General features: G+C 67.0%; 16 protein-coding genes. 5 read left to right on the top strand and 11 right to left on the bottom strand.

Going from position 1 to position 17,322, the window contains the following annotated elements:
- Nucleotides 1-35 precede the first annotated feature (35 nt).
- Together AC5P8F_RS05695 and rlmD are read right to left on the bottom strand one after the other, a co-directional pair.
- Nucleotides 36-521 (bottom strand): CYTH domain-containing protein, encoded by a 486-nt coding sequence (locus AC5P8F_RS05695; protein WP_042359274.1) that lies wholly within the window; start codon nt 519-521, stop codon nt 36-38.
- A gap of 34 nt (nt 522-555) precedes the next feature.
- Complete coding sequence (gene rlmD / locus AC5P8F_RS05690) at nt 556-1,890, bottom strand: 23S rRNA (uracil(1939)-C(5))-methyltransferase RlmD (RefSeq protein WP_197606543.1); 1,335 nt, start codon at nt 1,888-1,890, stop codon at nt 556-558.
- Nucleotides 1,891-2,017: 127 nt separating this feature from the next.
- Between rlmD and AC5P8F_RS05685 the strand changes: the two genes are divergently transcribed.
- A complete protein-coding gene (locus AC5P8F_RS05685) occupies nt 2,018-2,746 on the top strand; it encodes a response regulator (protein ID WP_014647994.1) in 729 nt (242 codons plus the stop codon).
- A gap of 514 nt (nt 2,747-3,260) precedes the next feature.
- Here AC5P8F_RS05685 and recO read toward each other — a convergent pair.
- From recO to rpoE, 9 genes are all read right to left on the bottom strand, one after another.
- Entirely contained in the window at nt 3,261-3,980 is a 720-nt protein-coding gene (recO, locus tag AC5P8F_RS05680) for a DNA repair protein RecO (protein WP_197606965.1), read from the bottom strand.
- 18 nt (nt 3,981-3,998) lie between these two features.
- Nucleotides 3,999-4,895: a GTPase Era gene (gene era / locus AC5P8F_RS05675; RefSeq protein WP_005410599.1), complete on the bottom strand. Its 897-nt coding sequence runs from the start codon at nt 4,893-4,895 to the stop codon at nt 3,999-4,001.
- Complete coding sequence (gene rnc, locus AC5P8F_RS05670; protein WP_046431951.1) at nt 4,892-5,572, bottom strand: ribonuclease III; 681 nt, start codon at nt 5,570-5,572, stop codon at nt 4,892-4,894. The genes era and rnc overlap by 4 nt, the downstream gene beginning before the upstream one ends.
- Nucleotides 5,562-5,945, bottom strand: coding sequence for a DUF4845 domain-containing protein (locus AC5P8F_RS05665; protein ID WP_014647998.1), 384 nt, complete (start codon nt 5,943-5,945; stop codon nt 5,562-5,564). Before AC5P8F_RS05665 ends, rnc begins: the two co-directional genes overlap by 11 nt.
- Nucleotides 5,946-5,997: 52 nt before the next feature.
- Complete coding sequence (gene lepB / locus AC5P8F_RS05660; RefSeq protein ID WP_014038087.1) at nt 5,998-6,792, bottom strand: signal peptidase I; 795 nt, start codon at nt 6,790-6,792, stop codon at nt 5,998-6,000.
- Nucleotides 6,793-6,847: 55 nt separating this feature from the next.
- Complete coding sequence (gene lepA / locus AC5P8F_RS05655; RefSeq protein ID WP_032958997.1) at nt 6,848-8,641, bottom strand: translation elongation factor 4; 1,794 nt, start codon at nt 8,639-8,641, stop codon at nt 6,848-6,850.
- A 180-nt stretch (nt 8,642-8,821) separates the two neighbouring features.
- The gene (locus AC5P8F_RS05650) at nt 8,822-10,354 is read right to left on the bottom strand and encodes a DegQ family serine endoprotease (protein ID WP_049420101.1); all 1,533 of its coding nucleotides are present in this window, start codon (nt 10,352-10,354) and stop codon (nt 8,822-8,824) included.
- Nucleotides 10,355-10,428: 74 nt separating this feature from the next.
- Nucleotides 10,429-11,304 (bottom strand): sigma-E factor negative regulatory protein, encoded by an 876-nt coding sequence (locus AC5P8F_RS05645; protein WP_049441924.1) that lies wholly within the window; start codon nt 11,302-11,304, stop codon nt 10,429-10,431.
- The gene (gene rpoE / locus AC5P8F_RS05640) at nt 11,301-11,921 is read right to left on the bottom strand and encodes an RNA polymerase sigma factor RpoE (RefSeq protein ID WP_014038091.1); all 621 of its coding nucleotides are present in this window, start codon (nt 11,919-11,921) and stop codon (nt 11,301-11,303) included. Before rpoE ends, AC5P8F_RS05645 begins: the two co-directional genes overlap by 4 nt.
- A 235-nt stretch (nt 11,922-12,156) precedes the next feature.
- Between rpoE and AC5P8F_RS05635 the strand changes: the two genes are divergently transcribed.
- The 4 genes from AC5P8F_RS05635 to AC5P8F_RS05620 all read left to right on the top strand — a co-directional run bounded on the left by AC5P8F_RS05635 (nt 12,157) and on the right by AC5P8F_RS05620 (nt 17,296).
- Entirely contained in the window at nt 12,157-14,220 is a 2,064-nt protein-coding gene (locus AC5P8F_RS05635; RefSeq protein WP_134809163.1) for a 3-hydroxyacyl-CoA dehydrogenase NAD-binding domain-containing protein, read from the top strand.
- A gap of 715 nt (nt 14,221-14,935) precedes the next feature.
- Entirely contained in the window at nt 14,936-15,799 is an 864-nt protein-coding gene (locus AC5P8F_RS05630) for a pirin family protein (protein ID WP_005410608.1), read from the top strand.
- 121 nt (nt 15,800-15,920) lie between these two features.
- Nucleotides 15,921-16,640, top strand: a complete 720-nt coding sequence (gene aqpZ, locus AC5P8F_RS05625) for an aquaporin Z (RefSeq protein ID WP_049441926.1) — start codon at nt 15,921-15,923, stop codon at nt 16,638-16,640.
- Between the two features lie 197 nt (nt 16,641-16,837).
- Nucleotides 16,838-17,296, top strand: a complete 459-nt coding sequence (locus AC5P8F_RS05620) for a hypothetical protein (RefSeq protein ID WP_049441929.1) — start codon at nt 16,838-16,840, stop codon at nt 17,294-17,296.
- The last annotated feature ends 26 nt before the right edge of the window (nt 17,297-17,322 follow it).

The raw sequence follows: 17,322 nt of genomic DNA, 5'->3' as shown, positions 1-17,322 counted from the left end.
CGACTTAATCCCCTCCGTCCCCTTTCTTGGGGGCTTCACCACTGTGAATAGGGGTGACTGGCCAGTGCGACGTTGTAGTAGCGCGCGTCGTCGGTGACTTCGGCACCCACCCAGTCCGGCAGGTCGATCGCCTGGTCGGCGCTGTCCAGCTCGACTTCGGCCACGACCAGGCCGGCGTTGTCGCCGAGGAACTCGTCCACCTCCCAGGTCAGGCCGGCGTGTTCGACCAGGTGGCGGCGCTTGTCGATCAGGCCACCGACGCACAGCGCCAACAGGGCGCGCGCATCCTCCACCGGGATCGGGTAGTCGAACTCCTGGCGGGTATGGCCGATGGTGCGCGACTTCAGGTTCAGCGCGGCGTGGTCGCCTTCGATGCGCACGCGCACCGAGGCGTTCTGGGTGCCGCGGTCGAGCGCGCCCATGTCGTTGATGTAGCCCTGCGCCATCGGGATCACCCGATGCGCGGCGGTGCGCCAGCCATCACTGCTGACGAGGAATTTGCGTTCGATTTCGATGCCCATCGCGCCATTATGCGCGATGGGTGATGACAACCTGTCAGCGCTTCTCGAACACCGCGATGCTTTCCACGTGCGCGGTATGCGGGAACATGTCCATGGCACCGGCGCTGACCAGGGTGAAGCCCTGTTCGTTGACCAGATAGCCGGCATCGCGCGCCAGCGAGCCCGGGTGGCAGCTGACGTAGACAATGCGCTTGAACTGCTTCAGCGGCAGCTGCTGCAGCACTTCGATCGCACCCGAGCGCGGCGGGTCCAGCAGCAGCTTGTCAAAGCCCTGGCGCATCCACGGGGTGCTGCGCTGGTCCTGGGTCAGGTCGGCGCTGAAGAACTGCGCGTTGGCCAGGCCGTTGCGCTCGGCGTTCTCACGCGCACGCGCCACCAGGCCGGCATCGCCTTCCACGCCAACCACCTCGCGCACGCGGCGCGCCAGCGGCAGGGTGAAGTTGCCCAGGCCGCAGAACAGGTCCAGTACACGCTCGTCCTCACCCGGTTCCAGCAGGTCCAGGGCGTGGGCGATCATCTTCTCGTTGAGCTTGGCATTGACCTGGATGAAGTCCAGCGGGCGGAACGCCAGCTCGACATCCCACGGCGCCAGACGGAACGACAGCGGCACACCCTGCCCGTCCAGCGGCTGCACGGTATCCACGCCGCCGGACTGCAGGTAGATCACGAAGCCATGCTGCTGGCCGAAAGCCGCCCAGGCCGTGCGGTCCGCATCGCTGAGCGGCTGCAGATGGCGAACGGTCAGGACCACGGCCTGGTCACCGGCGATGAATTCGATCTGCGGGATGTCACGCTTGCCATCGAGTGACTCGATGAAGGTGGACAGCGCCTCGACCTTGGTGCCGATCTCGGGGATCACGGTCAGGCACTGGCTGAGGTCGGCGACGAAGCGCGGATCCTGTTCACGGAAGCCGACCAGGGTCTTGTCCTTCTTTTCGACCCGGCGCACCGAGAAGCGGCCCTTGCGGCGGTAGCCCCAGCTCTCGCCGACCAGCGGCGCGAGCACGGTGCCCGGCTTCACATGGCCGATCCGCTCCAGGTTGTCCATCAGCACGCGCTGCTTGGCCACGATCTGCTGGTCTTCGTCCAGGTGCTGCAGCACGCAGCCGGCGCAGGTGCCGAAATGGAGGCACTTGGGGGTCACCCGCTGCGGCGAGGCCTGCAACACCTCCAGGGTGCGCGCCTCGTCGAAATGGCGGCTGCGGGCAGTCTGTTCAGCCATCACCACCTCGCCGGGCAGCGCGCCGCTGACGAAGGTGACCTTGCCGCCCTCGCCTTCACGGCGGGCGACACCGCGACCATCATGGCTGAGGTCGAGGATCTCGGTCTGGAATGGGGTACGGTCAGTGCGGGAACGGGATCGGGCCACGTGGCAACAGGCTGCGGGCAAAAATGGGGGCGTATTGTCGCAGATCCTGACCGACGGGGCCTGGACCCGCTTGCGCCCGTGGCCGTCGTGCTTGATGATTGGGCCAGCTGACATGGAGGCAGCCCTGATGCAGATGACCCCGCGGGCCGCACGGCCCCGCTTCCTGCTTGTCGAGGACGACATCATCAGCCGCGGTTTTTTCAAGGCGGCGTTGGAAACGTTACCGGCGGATGTGGATACCGCAGATTCGCTGGCCAGTGCCCTGGCCAGTGCCGAACCCGGCGCGCATGATCTGTGGCTGATCGACGTCAACCTGCCGGATGGCAATGGCGCGCAACTGCTGCGTGAGCTACGCCGCTCACATCCCGACACACCGGCGCTGGCACATACGGCCGACGGCGATACCTCCATCCACGCCCGCCTGCGCGAAGCCGGTTTCAGCGACACCCTGGTCAAGCCGCTGGGCCGCGACCAGCTGCTGAAGGCCGTGCGCCGTGCGCTGGTCAACAGCCCGGCGGGAATCTTCGTGGCACAGGCCCCGGCCGCGGTCGAGCTGGCCGTTCAGGACTGGGACGAGACTGCGGCATTGGCCGCGCTCAATGGCCAGCGCAACCACCTGATCGCACTGCGCGAGCTGTTCCTGGCCGAGTTGCCCGGTGTGCGCGACGCGGTCGAGCAGGCGGTGGACCAGCACGACGAGCGCCAGCTGCGCAGCCAGCTGCACCGGTTGCAGGCGAGCTGTGGCTTCGTGGGGGCGGCACGGTTGGGCCGGGCGGTGCGCCAGCTGCATCATGCACCCGAGTCCGGGCAGGCCCAGGACGGGTTCCGCGCCGCGGTGGCTGCCCTGCTGCATTGAGGGTTTTTGGGCAGGGCTGCGCCCTGCACCGCAGAGGCGTCAAGCCAAGGCAACAGCAACAGCAACGGCATGCATTCCGTGGGTTGGCGGTGCGGTATCGGAGGGCGGGGACGCCGTAAACCCGTCCTTGGGGGCTTGGCAGCCGCATCCATGCGGCTGACACCCCGCCCTCCGATACCGCCCCACCTCTTACAGTTTTCCGCGATCGGGTAGATCCACGCCATGCGTGGATGAATTTCTGTCAGATATCGAAATCAATCTGGGGTCAGATCCGTTTTCCTGCGGAAAACGGATCTGACCCCAAGAGCAATCCCGACAGCTCGCGGGAAACTGTCGAAGGCGGGGTGGGTCCGGTTGCGGGAGTGTCCGCGGCATGGATGCCGCGGCCAAGCCCCCAGGGACGGGTTTACGGCGTCTCCCGCAACCGGACCCACCCCGCCTACCCACGGATAGCCAGCTTTTGCCGTTGACGTTGATTCGGCAGGTGCAGGGCTGCAAGCCCTGCCGCCCCCCCCTACCTGCGCGGCGCAAGCTGCTCGAGCATTTCCCAGGACTTCAGCCCGCGCGCGCCCAGGTGATGGGCCAGCACCCGCCGCATCGGCAGGCGCAGGCTGGCCAGATCGGCGGCATCCGGTTCTTCGTCGGCCGCAAGGGCCAGCAGCGCCGAGCCAGTGGCCGCCGCCCGGCGCTCCCCGCCACGCTCGCTCAGCAGGCGCTGCGCCCCTTCCTGCGGGTCCAGCTCGTAGCGCGCCGCCGGGTCGATCGGCTGGCCATCACTGGCACTGTCCAGCTCGAAACCCAGGCCCAGCGCGGACAGCAGTTCGCGCTCGAAACGGCGCAGGGTCCAGGCCAGGCCGGCACCGACCGCCAGCCGCGCGCGTGCCTCACCGTAGGCAAGGTACAGCTCCGGCAGCGGGTCCTGGCGCGGGGCCAGGCGCAGGGTCAGTTCACTCAGGTAGAAGCCGGCCAACATCGCCTGGCCGACCAGGCGTGGCGCGGCATCCAGCGCCTCGGCACCCCGCAGCCGGGCCAGTTCACCCCGCTGCTGGGCACTGAAGCGGATCCACTGCAACGGCTGCAGGGCGGCGCGCAGCACCTGGCCCTTGGCGGTGGACACGCCACGCGCCAGCAGGCCGATACGGCCATGCTGCGCGCTCAACACTTCGACCAGCAGGCTGGTCTCGCGGTAGGCCCGTGCGTGCAGCACGAAGCCGGTGTCGTCCTCGATCATCATCGAAGCGACCGTCGCGGCTTATTCGTAGCCGAAGGCCTTCAGCGCGGCCTCGTCGTCGGACCAGCCTTCACGCACGCGCACCCAGGTTTCCAGGAACACCTTGGCCCCGAACAGACGCTCCATCTGCAGGCGGGACTTGGCGCCGATCTCCTTCAGGCGGGCGCCGCCCTTGCCGATCACGATGGCCTTCTGCCCCTCGCGCTCGACCCAGATCACCGCACCGATGCGCAGCAGGTTGCCATCCTCGGTGAAGCGCTCGATCTCGACGGTGGTTGCGTACGGCAGTTCCTCGCCGAGCTGGCGCATCAACTGCTCGCGCACCAGTTCACCGGCCAGGAAACGCTGGCTGCGATCGGTGATCTCGTCCTCGCCGAACATCGGCGGGGCTTCCGGCAGCAGCTTCAGCACGTCGCGCACCAGCGCTTCCAGGCCGTTGCGCTTCTGCGCCGAGATCGGGTGCACGGCGGCGAAATCACGACCTTCGGTCACCTGCTGCAGGAACGGCAGCAGCGCGCCCTTTTCCTTCAGGCGATCGATCTTGTTGACCACCAGCACCACCGGGATGCCGGCGTCGCGCAGCACGTTGAACGCCAGGCTGTCCTCTTCATCCCAGCGACCGGCTTCGATCACCAGCAGGCCGGCATCGACGCCTTCCAGCGAGCCACGCGCGGCGCGGTTCATCACCCGGTTCATCGCCCGCTTCTGCACCTTGTGCAGGCCGGGGGTGTCGACCAGGACCAGCTGGCCTTCCGGATAGGTGGCGATGCCCAGCAGGCGATGGCGCGTGGTCTGCGGACGGTTGGAGACGATGCTGACCTTGGCGCCGACCAGGGCATTGGTCAGGGTCGACTTGCCCACGTTCGGGCGGCCGATGACGGCCACGCTGCCGCAATGATGGGGAGTTTGTTCGCTCACTTGGAATCCAGTTGTTCTAGGACGGCCGCAGCCGCCTGTTGTTCGGCAAGCCGCCGCGAGGCGCCTTCGCCCTCGGTGCTGGCGGCCGGGTCGGCTACGTTGCAGCGTACCCGGAAGTGCTTGGCGTGGTCGTCACCGGATTCTGACACCAGTTCATACTGCGGCAACGCCTTCTGTCGGGCCTGCAGCCATTCCTGCAGGCGGGTCTTGGGGTCCTTCTCGGGCCGGCCGGAGGCCGGCAGTGCCTCGATCGAAGCGCTGAACCAGGGCAGTACCACCGCCCGGCAGGCCTCGAAGCCGGCATCCAGGTAGATCGCAGCCACCACGGCTTCCACCGCGTCGGCCAGGATCGAATCACGACGGTGGCCGCCGGACTTCATTTCGCCCGGACCCAGGATCAGTCGATCGCCCAGTTCCAGGGTGCGCCCGATCACCGCCAGCGCGCCTTCACGCACCAGCTCGGCGCGGGCACGGGTCATCGCGCCTTCGTCAGCCTTGGGCCAGCGCTGGTATAACGCCTCGGCCGCCATCATGTTGACGATGCTGTCGCCCAGGAACTCCAGGCGCTCGTTGTGTGGCGCACCGGCACTGCGATGCGTCAGCGCCTGCTTCAGCAGCGCCGGGTCGCGGAAGGGATGACCGATCAGGTCACCACGTTGGAAAGGTTTATTCGGCACCGCTTCGGGTCAGGTCCTGGGATGAATCGAATTTGCCAACCACGTCCAGGTTGCCGACCAGCGGACGGCGCACTTCGTAGTTGACCTTGAGGGTCCAGCCATTGTCGCGGCGGTCGAACTTCACGTTGGCCGGCTTCACGTTTTCCGAGTAGTTGATGTACAGCCGCTTGAAGAACAGATCCTGGATCCGGGCCGGTTCCATGCTGCCCACACCCGGCTCGTTGGCCAGGCTCTTCATCGCCGAGCGCACCGCGTAATACTCCTGGTACATCGGGAACAGCTTCATGCCGATGTAAAGGAAGAAACCGACCACGATCAGGACCGCCAGGAACGAGGTCAGGGTCATGCCACGCTGCGTGTTCATCGTCTTCATTGCGTTCTCCCCAGATACGCGTTGGATGTGAAAATACTCGGTTGATGCCCGATCAGTTGATGCTCGAGCCGATCCGCGACGGCTCGAAGCCATCCTTGCAGAACCAGCCCTGGCAGTTCAGCCAGATCAGGAAGGCCTTGCCGCGCAGGTTTTCTTCCGGCAGCAGGCCCCAGAAACGGCCATCGTCGCTGTTGTCACGGTTGTCGCCCATGACAAGGTACTTGCCGGCCGGCACGGTCCACTGGCCCTGGCCACGCGGATAGTCGGTCTCCAGCACGGTGTGGGTACGACCCGGCAGGTGTTCGACCAGCAGGTTGGCACCCTCGCCCTGGCCCTTGTGGCCTGCATAGATGCCCTTGTTGTCGTACTTCAGCGGTTCGCCGTTGAGGATCACGCCGTCGCCTTCGAAGACCACGGTGTCGCCCGGCACGCCGATGACGCGCTTGATGAAGTTCTCACCCTTGGCCGGATCGTTGTCGCTGTGGCCGGGGAAGTGGAACACCACCACGTCGCCGCGCGACGGCTCGCCAAACGGCACGATCTTGGTGTTGCTGATCGGCAGGCGCAGGCCGTAGGAGAACTTGTTGACCAGGATGAAGTCGCCGATCAGCAGGTTCGGCATCATCGAGCTGGACGGGATCTTGTACGGCTCGGCGATGAAACTGCGCACGATCAGCACGATCGCCAGCACCGGGAAGAACGCACGCGAGTAATCCACCAGCACCGGCTCGGAGTCGAGCAGGCCCGCGCGTTGGGCGCGACGCTTGGCGAGGTACAGCTTGTCCGCGAGCAGGATCAGGCCCGAGGCCAGGGTCAGCACGACCAGGAGGATCTCAAACAGTTTCATTCAGGGTCCTTTGCAACGTCACCAGACGACCGGCCCCGCAGGGCCGGTGCGGGCCTTACTTGTTGTCCATCTGCAGGACGGCCAGGAACGCTTCCTGCGGAATCTCCACGCGTCCGACCTGCTTCATGCGCTTCTTGCCTTCCTTCTGCTTTTCCAGAAGCTTCTTCTTGCGCGAAACGTCGCCACCATAGCACTTGGCCAGCACGTTCTTGCGCATGGCCTTGACCGTGGTGCGGGCGATGATCTGCGAGCCGACGGCGGCCTGGATGGCCACGTCGAACATCTGGCGCGGGATCAGGTCCTTCATCTTCTCGCACAGCTCGCGGCCACGTCGGTCAGCGTGGCTGCGGTGCACGATCAACGACAGCGCATCGACCTTGTCACCGTTGATCAGCACGTCCACGCGCACGAACGGGCCTGCGTCGAAGCGCACGAAGTGGTAATCGAGCGAGGCGTAGCCGCGGCTGACCGACTTCAGCTTGTCGAAGAAGTCCAGCACCACCTCGGCCATCGGCAGCTCGTAGCTGATCTGCACCTGGCTGCCCAGGTAGTTGATGCCGATCTGGCTGCCGCGCTTTTCTTCGCACAGCTTGATGATGTTGCCGATGTACTCCTCGGGGGTGAGCACGTTGGCGCGGATGATCGGTTCGCGGATTTCCTCGACCTGGTTCACCGCCGGCAGCTTGGCCGGGTTGTCCATGTTGATGATCGAGCCATCGGTCTTCAGGACCTCATACACCACCGTCGGCGCGGTGCTGATCAGGTCCAGGTTGTATTCGCGCTCCAGGCGCTCCTGCACGATTTCCATGTGCAGCATGCCCAGGAAGCCGCAGCGGAAGCCGAAGCCCATCGCTTCGGAGCTTTCCGGCTCGAAACGCAGCGCGGCATCGTTCAGGCGCAGCTTGTCCAGCGCTTCGCGCAGGTCCGGGTAGTCTTCGGCATCGACCGGGAACAGGCCGGCGAACACGCGCGGCTGCATTTCCTGGAAGCCCGGCAGCGGCTTCGGCGCCGGATCACCGGCCAGGGTGAGGGTGTCGCCGACCGGCGCGCCATGCACGTCCTTGATGCTGGCGGTGACCCAGCCCACTTCACCGGCACGCAGCGCCGGCAGCACCTTGCGCTTCGGCGTGAACACGCCGACGTTGTCGACCTGGTGGTTGCGGCCGGTCGACATCACCTGCAGCTTGTCACCGGCCTTGATCTCGCCCTGCATCACGCGCACCAGCGACACCACGCCGAGGTAGTTGTCGAACCACGAGTCGATGATCAGCGCCTGCAGCTTGTCGGTGTCGCGCGGCGCCGGCGGCGGAATGCGGTGCACGATCGCTTCCAGCACGTCCTGCACGTTGAGGCCGGTCTTGGCACTGACCGGCACGGCGTCGGAGGCATCGATGCCGATCACGGCCTCGATCTCGGCCTTGGCGCGCTCGATGTCGGCGGTGGGCAGGTCGATCTTGTTGATCACCGGCACCACTTCCAGGCCCTGCTCCACGGCGGTGTAGCAGTTGGCCACCGACTGGGCTTCCACGCCCTGCGCCGCATCGACCACCAGCAGCGCGCCTTCGCAGGCGGCCAGCGAGCGGCTGACTTCATAGGAGAAGTCGACGTGGCCGGGGGTGTCGATGAAGTTCAGGTGGTAGGTCTGCCCGTCCTTGGCCAGGTACGGCAGTGACACCGACTGCGCCTTGATCGTGATGCCACGCTCGCGCTCGATCGGATTGGAATCGAGCACCTGCGCTTCCATCTCGCGGGCCTGCAGGCCACCGCAGAGCTGGATGATGCGGTCGGCCAGCGTGGACTTGCCGTGGTCGACATGGGCGATGATGGAGAAGTTGCGGATGTTCCGCATCGAATCAGAAGACATAGGTGGCGGCGGCGCGCGGCGTCGTCAGGGTAACGGTCGATTATCGCACGCCCAGCGCCCGGCCGCGAAAACCGGCTGCCGGGCACCGGCCCGGAACGACCGAAGCCCCGCCGGGGCGGGGCTTCGGGGGAGGCCCAGGGGCCGCCGGAGCGGCCCCGGCAGGCCCTACTGGCCGGCCTTGACCGCCACGAAGGCGCTGTTGCCGTTGGCCGTGCGGACCAGCAGCATGACCACGTCGTCCTTCTTGAAGCTGGACAGCGCCCGGTTCAGGGCATCCACACTGCCGACCGCGACGCGGCCGACCTGCAGGATCACCATGCCCGGCGACAGGCCAGCATCACGCGCCGCCTGGCCCTTGACCCCGGTGATGCGCACGCCTTCGTTGCCGTTGAGCCCGAACTGCTTGCGCTGAGCCGCGCTCAGGTCGCTCACGTCCAGCCCCAGCAGGGCATTGGCCCCGGTCTGCGGCGCCGCCTCGGCACCGCCGGCCGACGGCCCGCGGGCACTGGCCTGCCCGTCTTCACTCAGGGCGGTCAACGTGGCACTGAGGTCATGCGGCTTGCCGTCGCGGTACACCACCAGGTTCACCTTGCTGCCCGGCGCCATCGCACCGATCAGCGGCGGCAGGTCGGACCAGCTGTTGACCGGGCTGCCGTTGACCGAGCGGATGACGTCGCCCACCTGCACGCCGGCCTTGGCGGCCGCACTGCCGGCCACGATCTGGTTGACCAGGGCGCCACGGCTGTCCGGCAGGCCCAGGCCCTGCGCCTTCAGCGAATCGATCGGCTCCACGACCGCGCCGAGCTGGCCGCGGGTGACCTTGCCGCTCTTCTTGATCTGCTCCACCGCGCTCATCGCAAGGTCGATCGGGATCGCGAAGCTGATGCCCATGTAGCCGCCGGACGCGGAGAAGATCTGCGAGTTGATGCCGACCACTTCGCCGCGGGTGTTCAGAAGAGGGCCACCGGAATTGCCCTGGTTGATCGCCACGTCGGTCTGGATGAACGGCACATAGCGCTGGTCGGGGCCGCCCGTACTGCGGCCGACGGCGCTGACCACGCCGGCGGTGACAGAATGGTCGAGGCCGAACGGCGAGCCGATCGCGACAACCCACTGCCCCGGCTTCAGGCTGTTGGAGTCACCCACGCGCACGGTTGGCAGGTTCTTCCCGTCGATCTTCAGCAGGGCGACGTCGTACTGCTGGTCGCTGCCCACCACCTTGGCGGTGAACTCACGGCTGTCGCCCAGCTTGACCTTCACGTCACTGGCGTCGGCCACCACGTGGTAGTTGGTCAGCACATAGCCATCGGGCGAGATGATGAAGCCCGAACCCATGCCACGGCCCTTGATGCTGGGGCCACCGTCTGGCCCACCCGGCCCCTGCCCCGGCATCGGGAAGTCGGGACCAAAGAAGCGGCGGAAGAACTCCGGCATGTCATCGTCGCCCATCGGGCCGCGCGCGGCCTGGCGGTTGTTGCGGACGATGGTGGTGTCGACGTTGACCACGCCCGGGCCGACCTGTTCGACCAGGTTGGTGAAGTCGGGCAGGCCACTGACCAGCGGCTGCGCCGGTGCCCGCGCGGCCGCGGCTGGCACGGGCTGGGTCTGCGCGACGGGCGCCGGCGCCTGTGCGCAGGCCACCAGGGGAAGGGTCAGGGCCAGCAGGCCAATGGCCTGCGTGCGGAGTCGGGGAGTCATCGGACGGCAACCTCCGGGTCGGGTGGAAAGAGGAATACGGGCCCCGCCGACGGCGGGGCGTGAAGGCGCCCGGCTCAGTCGCGCGGGCGCGGCGGCACCGGCAGGTCATCCTGCAGGCGCGGCTCGAACGGATAGAACGCGGCACTACCGGCGTGGGCCGGGAAGCTGGCATTGAGCGCGCCGCCAGCGGCGGGCGCCAGGCTGGAGCGCGGCCATGGCCGGGCCTGCAGCCCGCTGACCTCGCCGAACGGCAGGTTGCGGTTGGCGTTGGCCGGCACGGTCGGGGTCAACGGTGCCTGCACGGCGGCGATGGCGCGCTGCGAAGTGTCGTCGCGCTGGGCGGCACGCGCGGCCTGCTGGCTGCGCGTAGCGCTGGCACGGCGGGCGTCCTGGCGGCGGCCCGCCGCGGCCATCGCTACGGCCGGCGCAGCAGCCACGGCCACTGCGGCCGTGTCCACCGAAGCCTCGGTGACTGGGGTCGGCGCGGCCGGTGCCAGTTCCGCCTGGCTGGCGATCACCTGCGGCGCCTGCGGTTCACCCGGCGTCGCCTCCTTCAATTTCTCGCCGCCGATGAACAGGGCGACCGCGGCCACAGATGCGGCCAGCGCAGCACCGCCGCCCCAGGCGCGCCAGCCACTGCGACGCACCTGGCGACGCGGCTCGGCCTGCGGCGTCGGCTCTGCCGCAATGGCGGCCGCAACGGCGGCACTGAAGCCGGCCGGTGCCAACGCCGGGGCCTGCCCGCGCATCACGTCGCCCAGCAGCTGCCAGCGCTCCTGGCAGCCGGCCAGTTCGGGGTCGTGTTCCATCCGGCGCAGCAGGAAGCGCGCTTCATCGGCACCCAGCTCGCCATCGACCAGGGCCGACAGCTGCTCGCGATGGCGCTGGTCCAGGCGCTGCCCGGCGGGCGATTGATGGTTCTGCGATTCGTTGAACGGATTACTGGTCATACGCGGCTCTTCTCACGGGTGGCGCTGCCGATGTCCAACAGCGGCCGGAGTTCGGTGTCGATCGCCTCGCGCGCCCGGAAGATCCGGGAACGCACGGTGCCGATCGGGCACCCCATCTTCTGCGCGATATCCTCGTAGCTCAGGCCTTCCACCTCGCGCAGGGTGATCGCCGACCGGAGTTCCTCCGGCAGCGCGTTGACGGCCTTCATGACCGTCTGTTCCAGCTCCTGGCGCATCAACTCGCGCTCGGGCGTGTCGGTGTCCCGCAGGCGGGTACCGCTGTCGAACTGCTCGGCGTCACCGATGTCGATGTCATCGGTCGGCGGACGACGATTGTGTGAAGCCAGGTAGTTTTTGGCGGTATTCACGGCGATTCGATGCAACCAGGTTGAGAACTGGGCATCGCCACGGAAACTCCCGATCGCGCGGTAGGCACGGATGAAAGTGTCCTGGGCGACGTCCTGACATTCGCTCCAGTCGGCGATGTAGCGACCGACCAGGGCCACGACCCGATGCTGGTACTTGCGCACCAGGACATCGAACGCGGCACTCTCGCCGTGCTGCACGCGCCGGACCAGCTCCAGATCCAGCTCCTGAGGTGTATCAACATCGGCCATGAGGGGCCGCACTCCTGTCAGCCCAACCGACGTCGGGCAATGAGACTGCCAATCCCGGGAAAAGTTCAGTCGCCGATCACCTGGCGCCGCACCAGCTTTTAACCACCATTCGGTTAGCGTCCCGATCCACGGCCATGGATCCGGGGGCGCCACTCCCCTGCTATTGGGATTTGACGCGGGGGAAACAACCTCTGGATCATAGCCGCTTCTCCATACACAACCGGATGGAACGTCCATGCTCTCAGGCTTCGATGGTCTCCGCTTCAGCCACTGGCACCCCGAGATCCGCGACGACGGCGTGGTGGTTCTCTCCCTGGATCGCCAGGACAGCAGCGTCAATGCGATGTCGCAGGACGTGCTGCTGGAACTGGGCGACCTGCTTGAGCGCATTGCCCTGGACCCGCCCAAGGGCGTAGTCATCCAGTCGCTGAAGAAGGCCGGCTTCATTGCCGGTGCCGACCTGAAGGAGTTCCAGGAATTCGACCGTCGCGGCACCGTCAACGACGCGATCCGGCGTGGCCAGGCCACCTACCAGAAGCTGGCCGAGCTGCCCTGCCCGACCGTGGCGGCCATCCACGGCCACTGCCTGGGCGGTGGCACCGAGCTTGCCCTGGCCTGCCGCTATCGCGTGGCCTCCAATGACAGCAGCACCCGCATCGGCCTGCCGGAAACCCAGCTGGGCATCTTCCCGGGGTGGGGTGGCAGCGCCCGCCTGCCGCACCTGGTGGGCGCCCCGGCAGCGATGGACATGATGCTGACCGGCCGCACCCTGTCGGCCTCGGCCGCGCGTGGCATCGGCCTGGTCGACAAGGTGGTGGCACCGGCGGTGGTGCTCGACACGGCCGTTGCACTGGCGCTGTCCGGCACCACCCGCCCGTTCAAGCAGCGCGCCACGGCCTGGGCCACCAACACCTGGCTGGCACGCACGCTGCTGGCACCACAGATGGTCAAGCAGGTCGCCCGCAAGGCGAAGAAGGACCAGTACCCGGCGCCGTACGCGCTGATCAGCACCTGGCAGCGCAGTGGCGGCAAGCCGATCCAGGCCCGCCTGGACGCCGAGCGGCGTGCCGTGGTGAAGCTGGCCAGTACTCCGACCGCGCGCAACCTGATCCGTATCTTCTTCCTGACCGAACGCCTGAAGGGCCTCGGTGGCGGTGATTCCGGCATCCGCCACGTGCACGTGGTCGGCGCCGGCGTGATGGGCGGCGACATCGCCGCGTGGGCCGCCTACAAGGGCTTCGAGGTGACCCTGCAGGACCGCGAGCAGCGCTTCATCGACCCGGCCATGGAACGCGCGCAGGCGCTGTTCGCCAAGAAGGTGCGCGACGAGAGCAAGCGCCCGGCCGTGGCCGCGCGCCTGAGTGCCGACCTGGAAGGCAACGGCGTGGCCGAGGCCGACCTGGTGATCGAGGCAATCATCGAGAACCCCGAAGCCAAGCGTGCGCTGTACCAGACGCTTGAGCCGAAGATGAAGCAGGACGCCCTGCTGACCACCAACACCTCGTCGATTCCGCTGGTGGAACTGCGCGACCACATCCAGCGCCCTGCGCAGTTCGCGGGCCTGCACTACTTCAACCCGGTAGCGCAGATGCCGTTGGTGGAGATCATCCATCACGACGGCATGGCGCCGGAGACCGAGCGCCGCCTGGCCGCGTTCTGCAAGGCGCTGGGCAAGTTCCCGGTGCCGGTAGCCGGCAGCCCGGGCTTCCTGGTCAACCGCGTGCTGTTCCCGTACATGCTGGAAGCGGCCACCGCGTATGCCGAGGGCATTCCGGGCCCGGTGATCGACAAGGCCGCGGTGAAGTTCGGCATGCCGATGGGCCCGATCGAACTGATCGATACCGTGGGCCTGGACGTGGCCGCCGGCGTCGGCCGCGAACTGGCGCCGTTCCTGGGCCTGCAGATCCCGGCCGCACTGCAGACGGTGGAACCGGACAAGCGCGGCAAGAAGGATGGCCAGGGCATCTACACCTGGGAGAACGGCAAGCCGAAGAAGCCGGACGTGGCCAGCGACTACCAGGCCCCGGCCGATCTGGAGGACCGCCTGATCCTGCCGCTGTTGAACGAGGCGGTGGCCTGCCTTCACGAGGGCGTGGTGGCCGACGCGGACCTGCTGGATGCCGGCGTGATCTTCGGCACCGGTTTCGCACCGTTCCGCGGCGGTCCGATCCAGCACATCCGTGCGGTCGGTGCCGATGCGATCGTCGAACGGTTGAAGGCGCTGCAACAGCGCCATGGCGACCGTTTCGCGCCGCGCCCCGGCTGGGACAACCCCGTCCTGCGCGAACCGGTGGTCTGAGTTCATCGGCCGGGCCTGCGGCCCGGCACCCGCAGAGGCAACGTCAAGTTCCACAGCAGAAGCCAGAGCCAAAGCGGCTCTGGCTTTTCTGTTTGTTGGGCGGGGCGGTGTCGGGTTGCGGGGACGCCGTAAACCCGTCCTTGGGGGCTTGGCCGCGGCATCCATGCCGCGGACACCCCGCAACCCGACATCGCCCCACCCCTGACAGTTTCCCGGTGACGGTGGGTGAACTGCGATGGCTGTAGGTGTCGACCTTGTTCGGCACGGATCATTACGAACTGGTGGGTGTCGACCTTGGTCGACACCAGGAGCGAAGCGACCCGCGTTTGATTTTGATTTTCTTTTTTCTTCTCCGTGGCTGGACGCACACGGAAACTGTCAGGGGCCGGGCGGGTGGGTTGCGCAGGACCGTTGGCGCCATGGATGGCGCCATCGAGCCCCCATGGGTGAGGGCGCTTTGCTTGCGAAGCACTGCTTTGCAAGCGCCCGAACGCCCAGCCGCCGGCGGCTGGGCCGGACCGCGGAGCGGGGTTTACGGCGTGTCCTGCGCCACCCACCCGCCCGGCCAAGCGCGGCTTTTGCTTTACGCGACCAAGCAACCAGCCACGAGGGGCTGCGCCGTTGGCTGGAACACCCTGTTACCCATACGGGGCATGTGCCCGTCACAGCTGCATGCGATGCTCATCACCTGATCCCTGCCAGCGAGAACGCCCGCATGACCACCATCATCGCCCCGCGCGTGCACGACATCGGCGGCCTGGAAGTCCGTCGCGCCGTCCCCACCCTGCAGGCGCGCAGCATCGGCTCGTTCGTGTTCGTCGACCAGATGGGCCCGGCACTCATGCACCCCGGCACCGCCATCGACGTGCGCCCGCATCCGCATATCGGCCTGGCCACCGTCACCTACCTGTGGTCGGGCGCGATCGGCCACCGCGACACGCTGGGTTCGGATCAGGTGATCCGTCCCGGTGACGTCAACTGGATGACCGCCGGCCGCGGTATCGCCCATTCCGAGCGCACGCCGCAGCCGGACCGCGATCACGACAACCCGATCCACGGCATGCAGACCTGGGTCGCGCTGCCGAAGTCGCATGAAGAGATCGAGCCGGCGTTCTACCACCATGCCGCTGCCACCCTGCCCGAGCAGCGTCGCAACGGCGCGTGGCTGCGGGTGATCGCCGGCCGTGCGTACGGCGAGGAATCGCCGGTGAAGGTGTTCGCCGACACCCTCAACGTGGCAATCGATCTCGACCCCGATGCGGAAATCGATATCGACGACGGCCACCGCGAGCGCGCGTTGTACATCCTCGAGGGCGACGCGCAGCTGGATGGCGTGGATATTCCCGCGCAGCACCTGGTGATCCCCGAAGCCGGTGCACGAGGCCGCCTGCGCGCGAAGACGCCGGTGAAGGCGATGCTGTTCGGTGGCGAGCCGCTGGATGGCCCGCGCCACCTGTGGTGGAACTTCGTGTCGAGCTCGAAGGAGCGCATCGAGCAGGCCAAGCACGACTGGGAAGCCGGCCGCTTCGGCACCATTCCGGGCGACGACAAGGAATTCATCCCACTTCCGCAGTACTGAACATCGCGTGTTGCACACATCTGAAGGTGTATCCCTGCACCCGGCGTTGACGCTACAGTCACCCGCTGATCATTGAAATGTGACATAAATCACACTTTCGACCGTCAAAGGAGTGCAACACATGAGCATGGGTAAACGCTTGTCCGCGGAGTTCCTCGGCACGTTCTGGCTGGTTCTGGGTGGCTGTGGCAGTGCGGTGCTGGCCGCCAAGTTCGGTGGCGACGGCAATCCGCTGGGTATCGGTTTCCTCGGCGTGGCGCTGGCCTTCGGCCTGACCGTGGTGACCGGCGCCTATGCGTTCGGCCATATCTCCGGCGCGCACTTCAACCCGGCAGTCAGCGTCGGGCTGTGGGCCGGTGGTCGTTTCCCGACCAGGGATCTGGTGCCCTACATCATCGCCCAGGTTGCCGGCGGCCTGCTGGCCGGCTTCATCCTGCTGCAGATCGCCTCCGGCGCCACTGGCTTCGCCATCGATGGCAGCCAGGCGGGTGCGTTCGCCAGCAATGGCTATGGCGCGCTGTCGCCCGGCGGCTACAGCGTGGCAGCCGCCTTCCTGTGCGAAGTGGTGCTGACGGCGGTGTTCCTGATCGTGATCATGGGTTCCACCCACGGCAAGGCACCGGCCGGTTTCGCCCCGCTGGCGATCGGCCTGTCGCTGACCCTGATCCACCTGATCAGCATTCCGGTCACCAACACCTCGGTTAACCCGGCCCGCTCCACCGCCGTGGCCTTCTTTGCCGGCAGCGGAGCAGTCAGCCAGCTGTGGCTGTTCTGGGTCGCTCCCCTGCTGGGCGGCGCGATCGGCGGCCTGATCTACAAGTGGATCGGCAGCGACCGCTGATCCTCGCGACTCCCATTGCGGCCGACCCTCGGCCGCAATGGTTACTTCTGTAACCGCGAATTGTGCGATTGCTCACGTTCCGTTAAGGTTGAGTTGACCGTCCGTGCACATGCCGGATGGGGCGGCATCCGGGGATGGGATGCCATGGCCGCCGGCCCTGCTGGCGGAGCCAAACAACTCATCACCTTGGGGGATGCATGAAGTTCGTGCCTGTCATGTTGTCGAGCCTGCTGTTCGCTGCGGCCCAGGCCGCCGCGCAGGCGCCGTCCGAATGTCCTTCGCTGCCAGCCAGCAGTGGCCTGCAGTGGCAGCAGCAGGTGCAGGCCGATTTCCTGGTCTGCCGCGCCAGCACCCCTGATGGCCGCGAAGTACTGAGCCTGATGCTCAGCGCGCGTGACCCCGCCATTCCGCTGAGCCGCTCGCTGCGCCAGGAAAAAGGCAGCTTCGGCGGTGAATCGCTGTACTGGTACCAGCCCGACCTGGGCGGCCAGCAACCGCCGGGTTACGCCGAACGGCGCATCAGCGTGGTCAAGATCGACAAAGGGCGTTACGCGCAGATTGCGCTGTATCCGGACAGCGCGCAGGAGCTGAGCTCACTGCAGCAGCTGGCGCAGGGCATGAGCCTGACCCCTTCGGCCGTGGCCGCCGGGCGCTGAAGGTGACGGGGATGACTGCCTGGCAG

It is taken from the genome of Stenotrophomonas sp. YJH_SMC_69 (genome assembly GCF_059370495.1).
This window is presented reverse-complemented; position numbering and strand designations above follow the sequence as displayed.

Bases quoted from the DNA above. Each gene is read 5' to 3' on its own strand.
- rpoE (WP_014038091.1), bottom strand. From the start codon at position 11,921: ATGGCCGATGTTGATACACCTCAGGAGCTGGATCTGGAGCTGGTCCGG.
- lepB (WP_014038087.1), bottom strand. From the start codon at position 6,792: ATGAAACTGTTTGAGATCCTCCTGGTCGTGCTGACCCTGGCCTCGGGC.
- AC5P8F_RS05630 (WP_005410608.1), top strand. From the start codon at position 14,936: ATGACCACCATCATCGCCCCGCGCGTGCACGACATCGGCGGCCTGGAA.
- lepA (WP_032958997.1), bottom strand. From the start codon at position 8,641: ATGCGGAACATCCGCAACTTCTCCATCATCGCCCATGTCGACCACGGC.
- AC5P8F_RS05665 (WP_014647998.1), bottom strand. From the start codon at position 5,945: ATGAAGACGATGAACACGCAGCGTGGCATGACCCTGACCTCGTTCCTG.
- AC5P8F_RS05685 (WP_014647994.1), top strand. From the start codon at position 2,018: ATGCAGATGACCCCGCGGGCCGCACGGCCCCGCTTCCTGCTTGTCGAG.
- AC5P8F_RS05645 (WP_049441924.1), bottom strand. From the start codon at position 11,304: ATGACCAGTAATCCGTTCAACGAATCGCAGAACCATCAATCGCCCGCC.
- AC5P8F_RS05695 (WP_042359274.1), bottom strand. From the start codon at position 521: ATGGGCATCGAAATCGAACGCAAATTCCTCGTCAGCAGTGATGGCTGG.
- AC5P8F_RS05620 (WP_049441929.1), top strand. From the start codon at position 16,838: ATGAAGTTCGTGCCTGTCATGTTGTCGAGCCTGCTGTTCGCTGCGGCC.
- AC5P8F_RS05635 (WP_134809163.1), top strand. From the start codon at position 12,157: ATGCTCTCAGGCTTCGATGGTCTCCGCTTCAGCCACTGGCACCCCGAG.
- AC5P8F_RS05650 (WP_049420101.1), bottom strand. From the start codon at position 10,354: ATGACTCCCCGACTCCGCACGCAGGCCATTGGCCTGCTGGCCCTGACC.
- recO (WP_197606965.1), bottom strand. From the start codon at position 3,980: ATGATGATCGAGGACGACACCGGCTTCGTGCTGCACGCACGGGCCTAC.
- aqpZ (WP_049441926.1), top strand. From the start codon at position 15,921: ATGAGCATGGGTAAACGCTTGTCCGCGGAGTTCCTCGGCACGTTCTGG.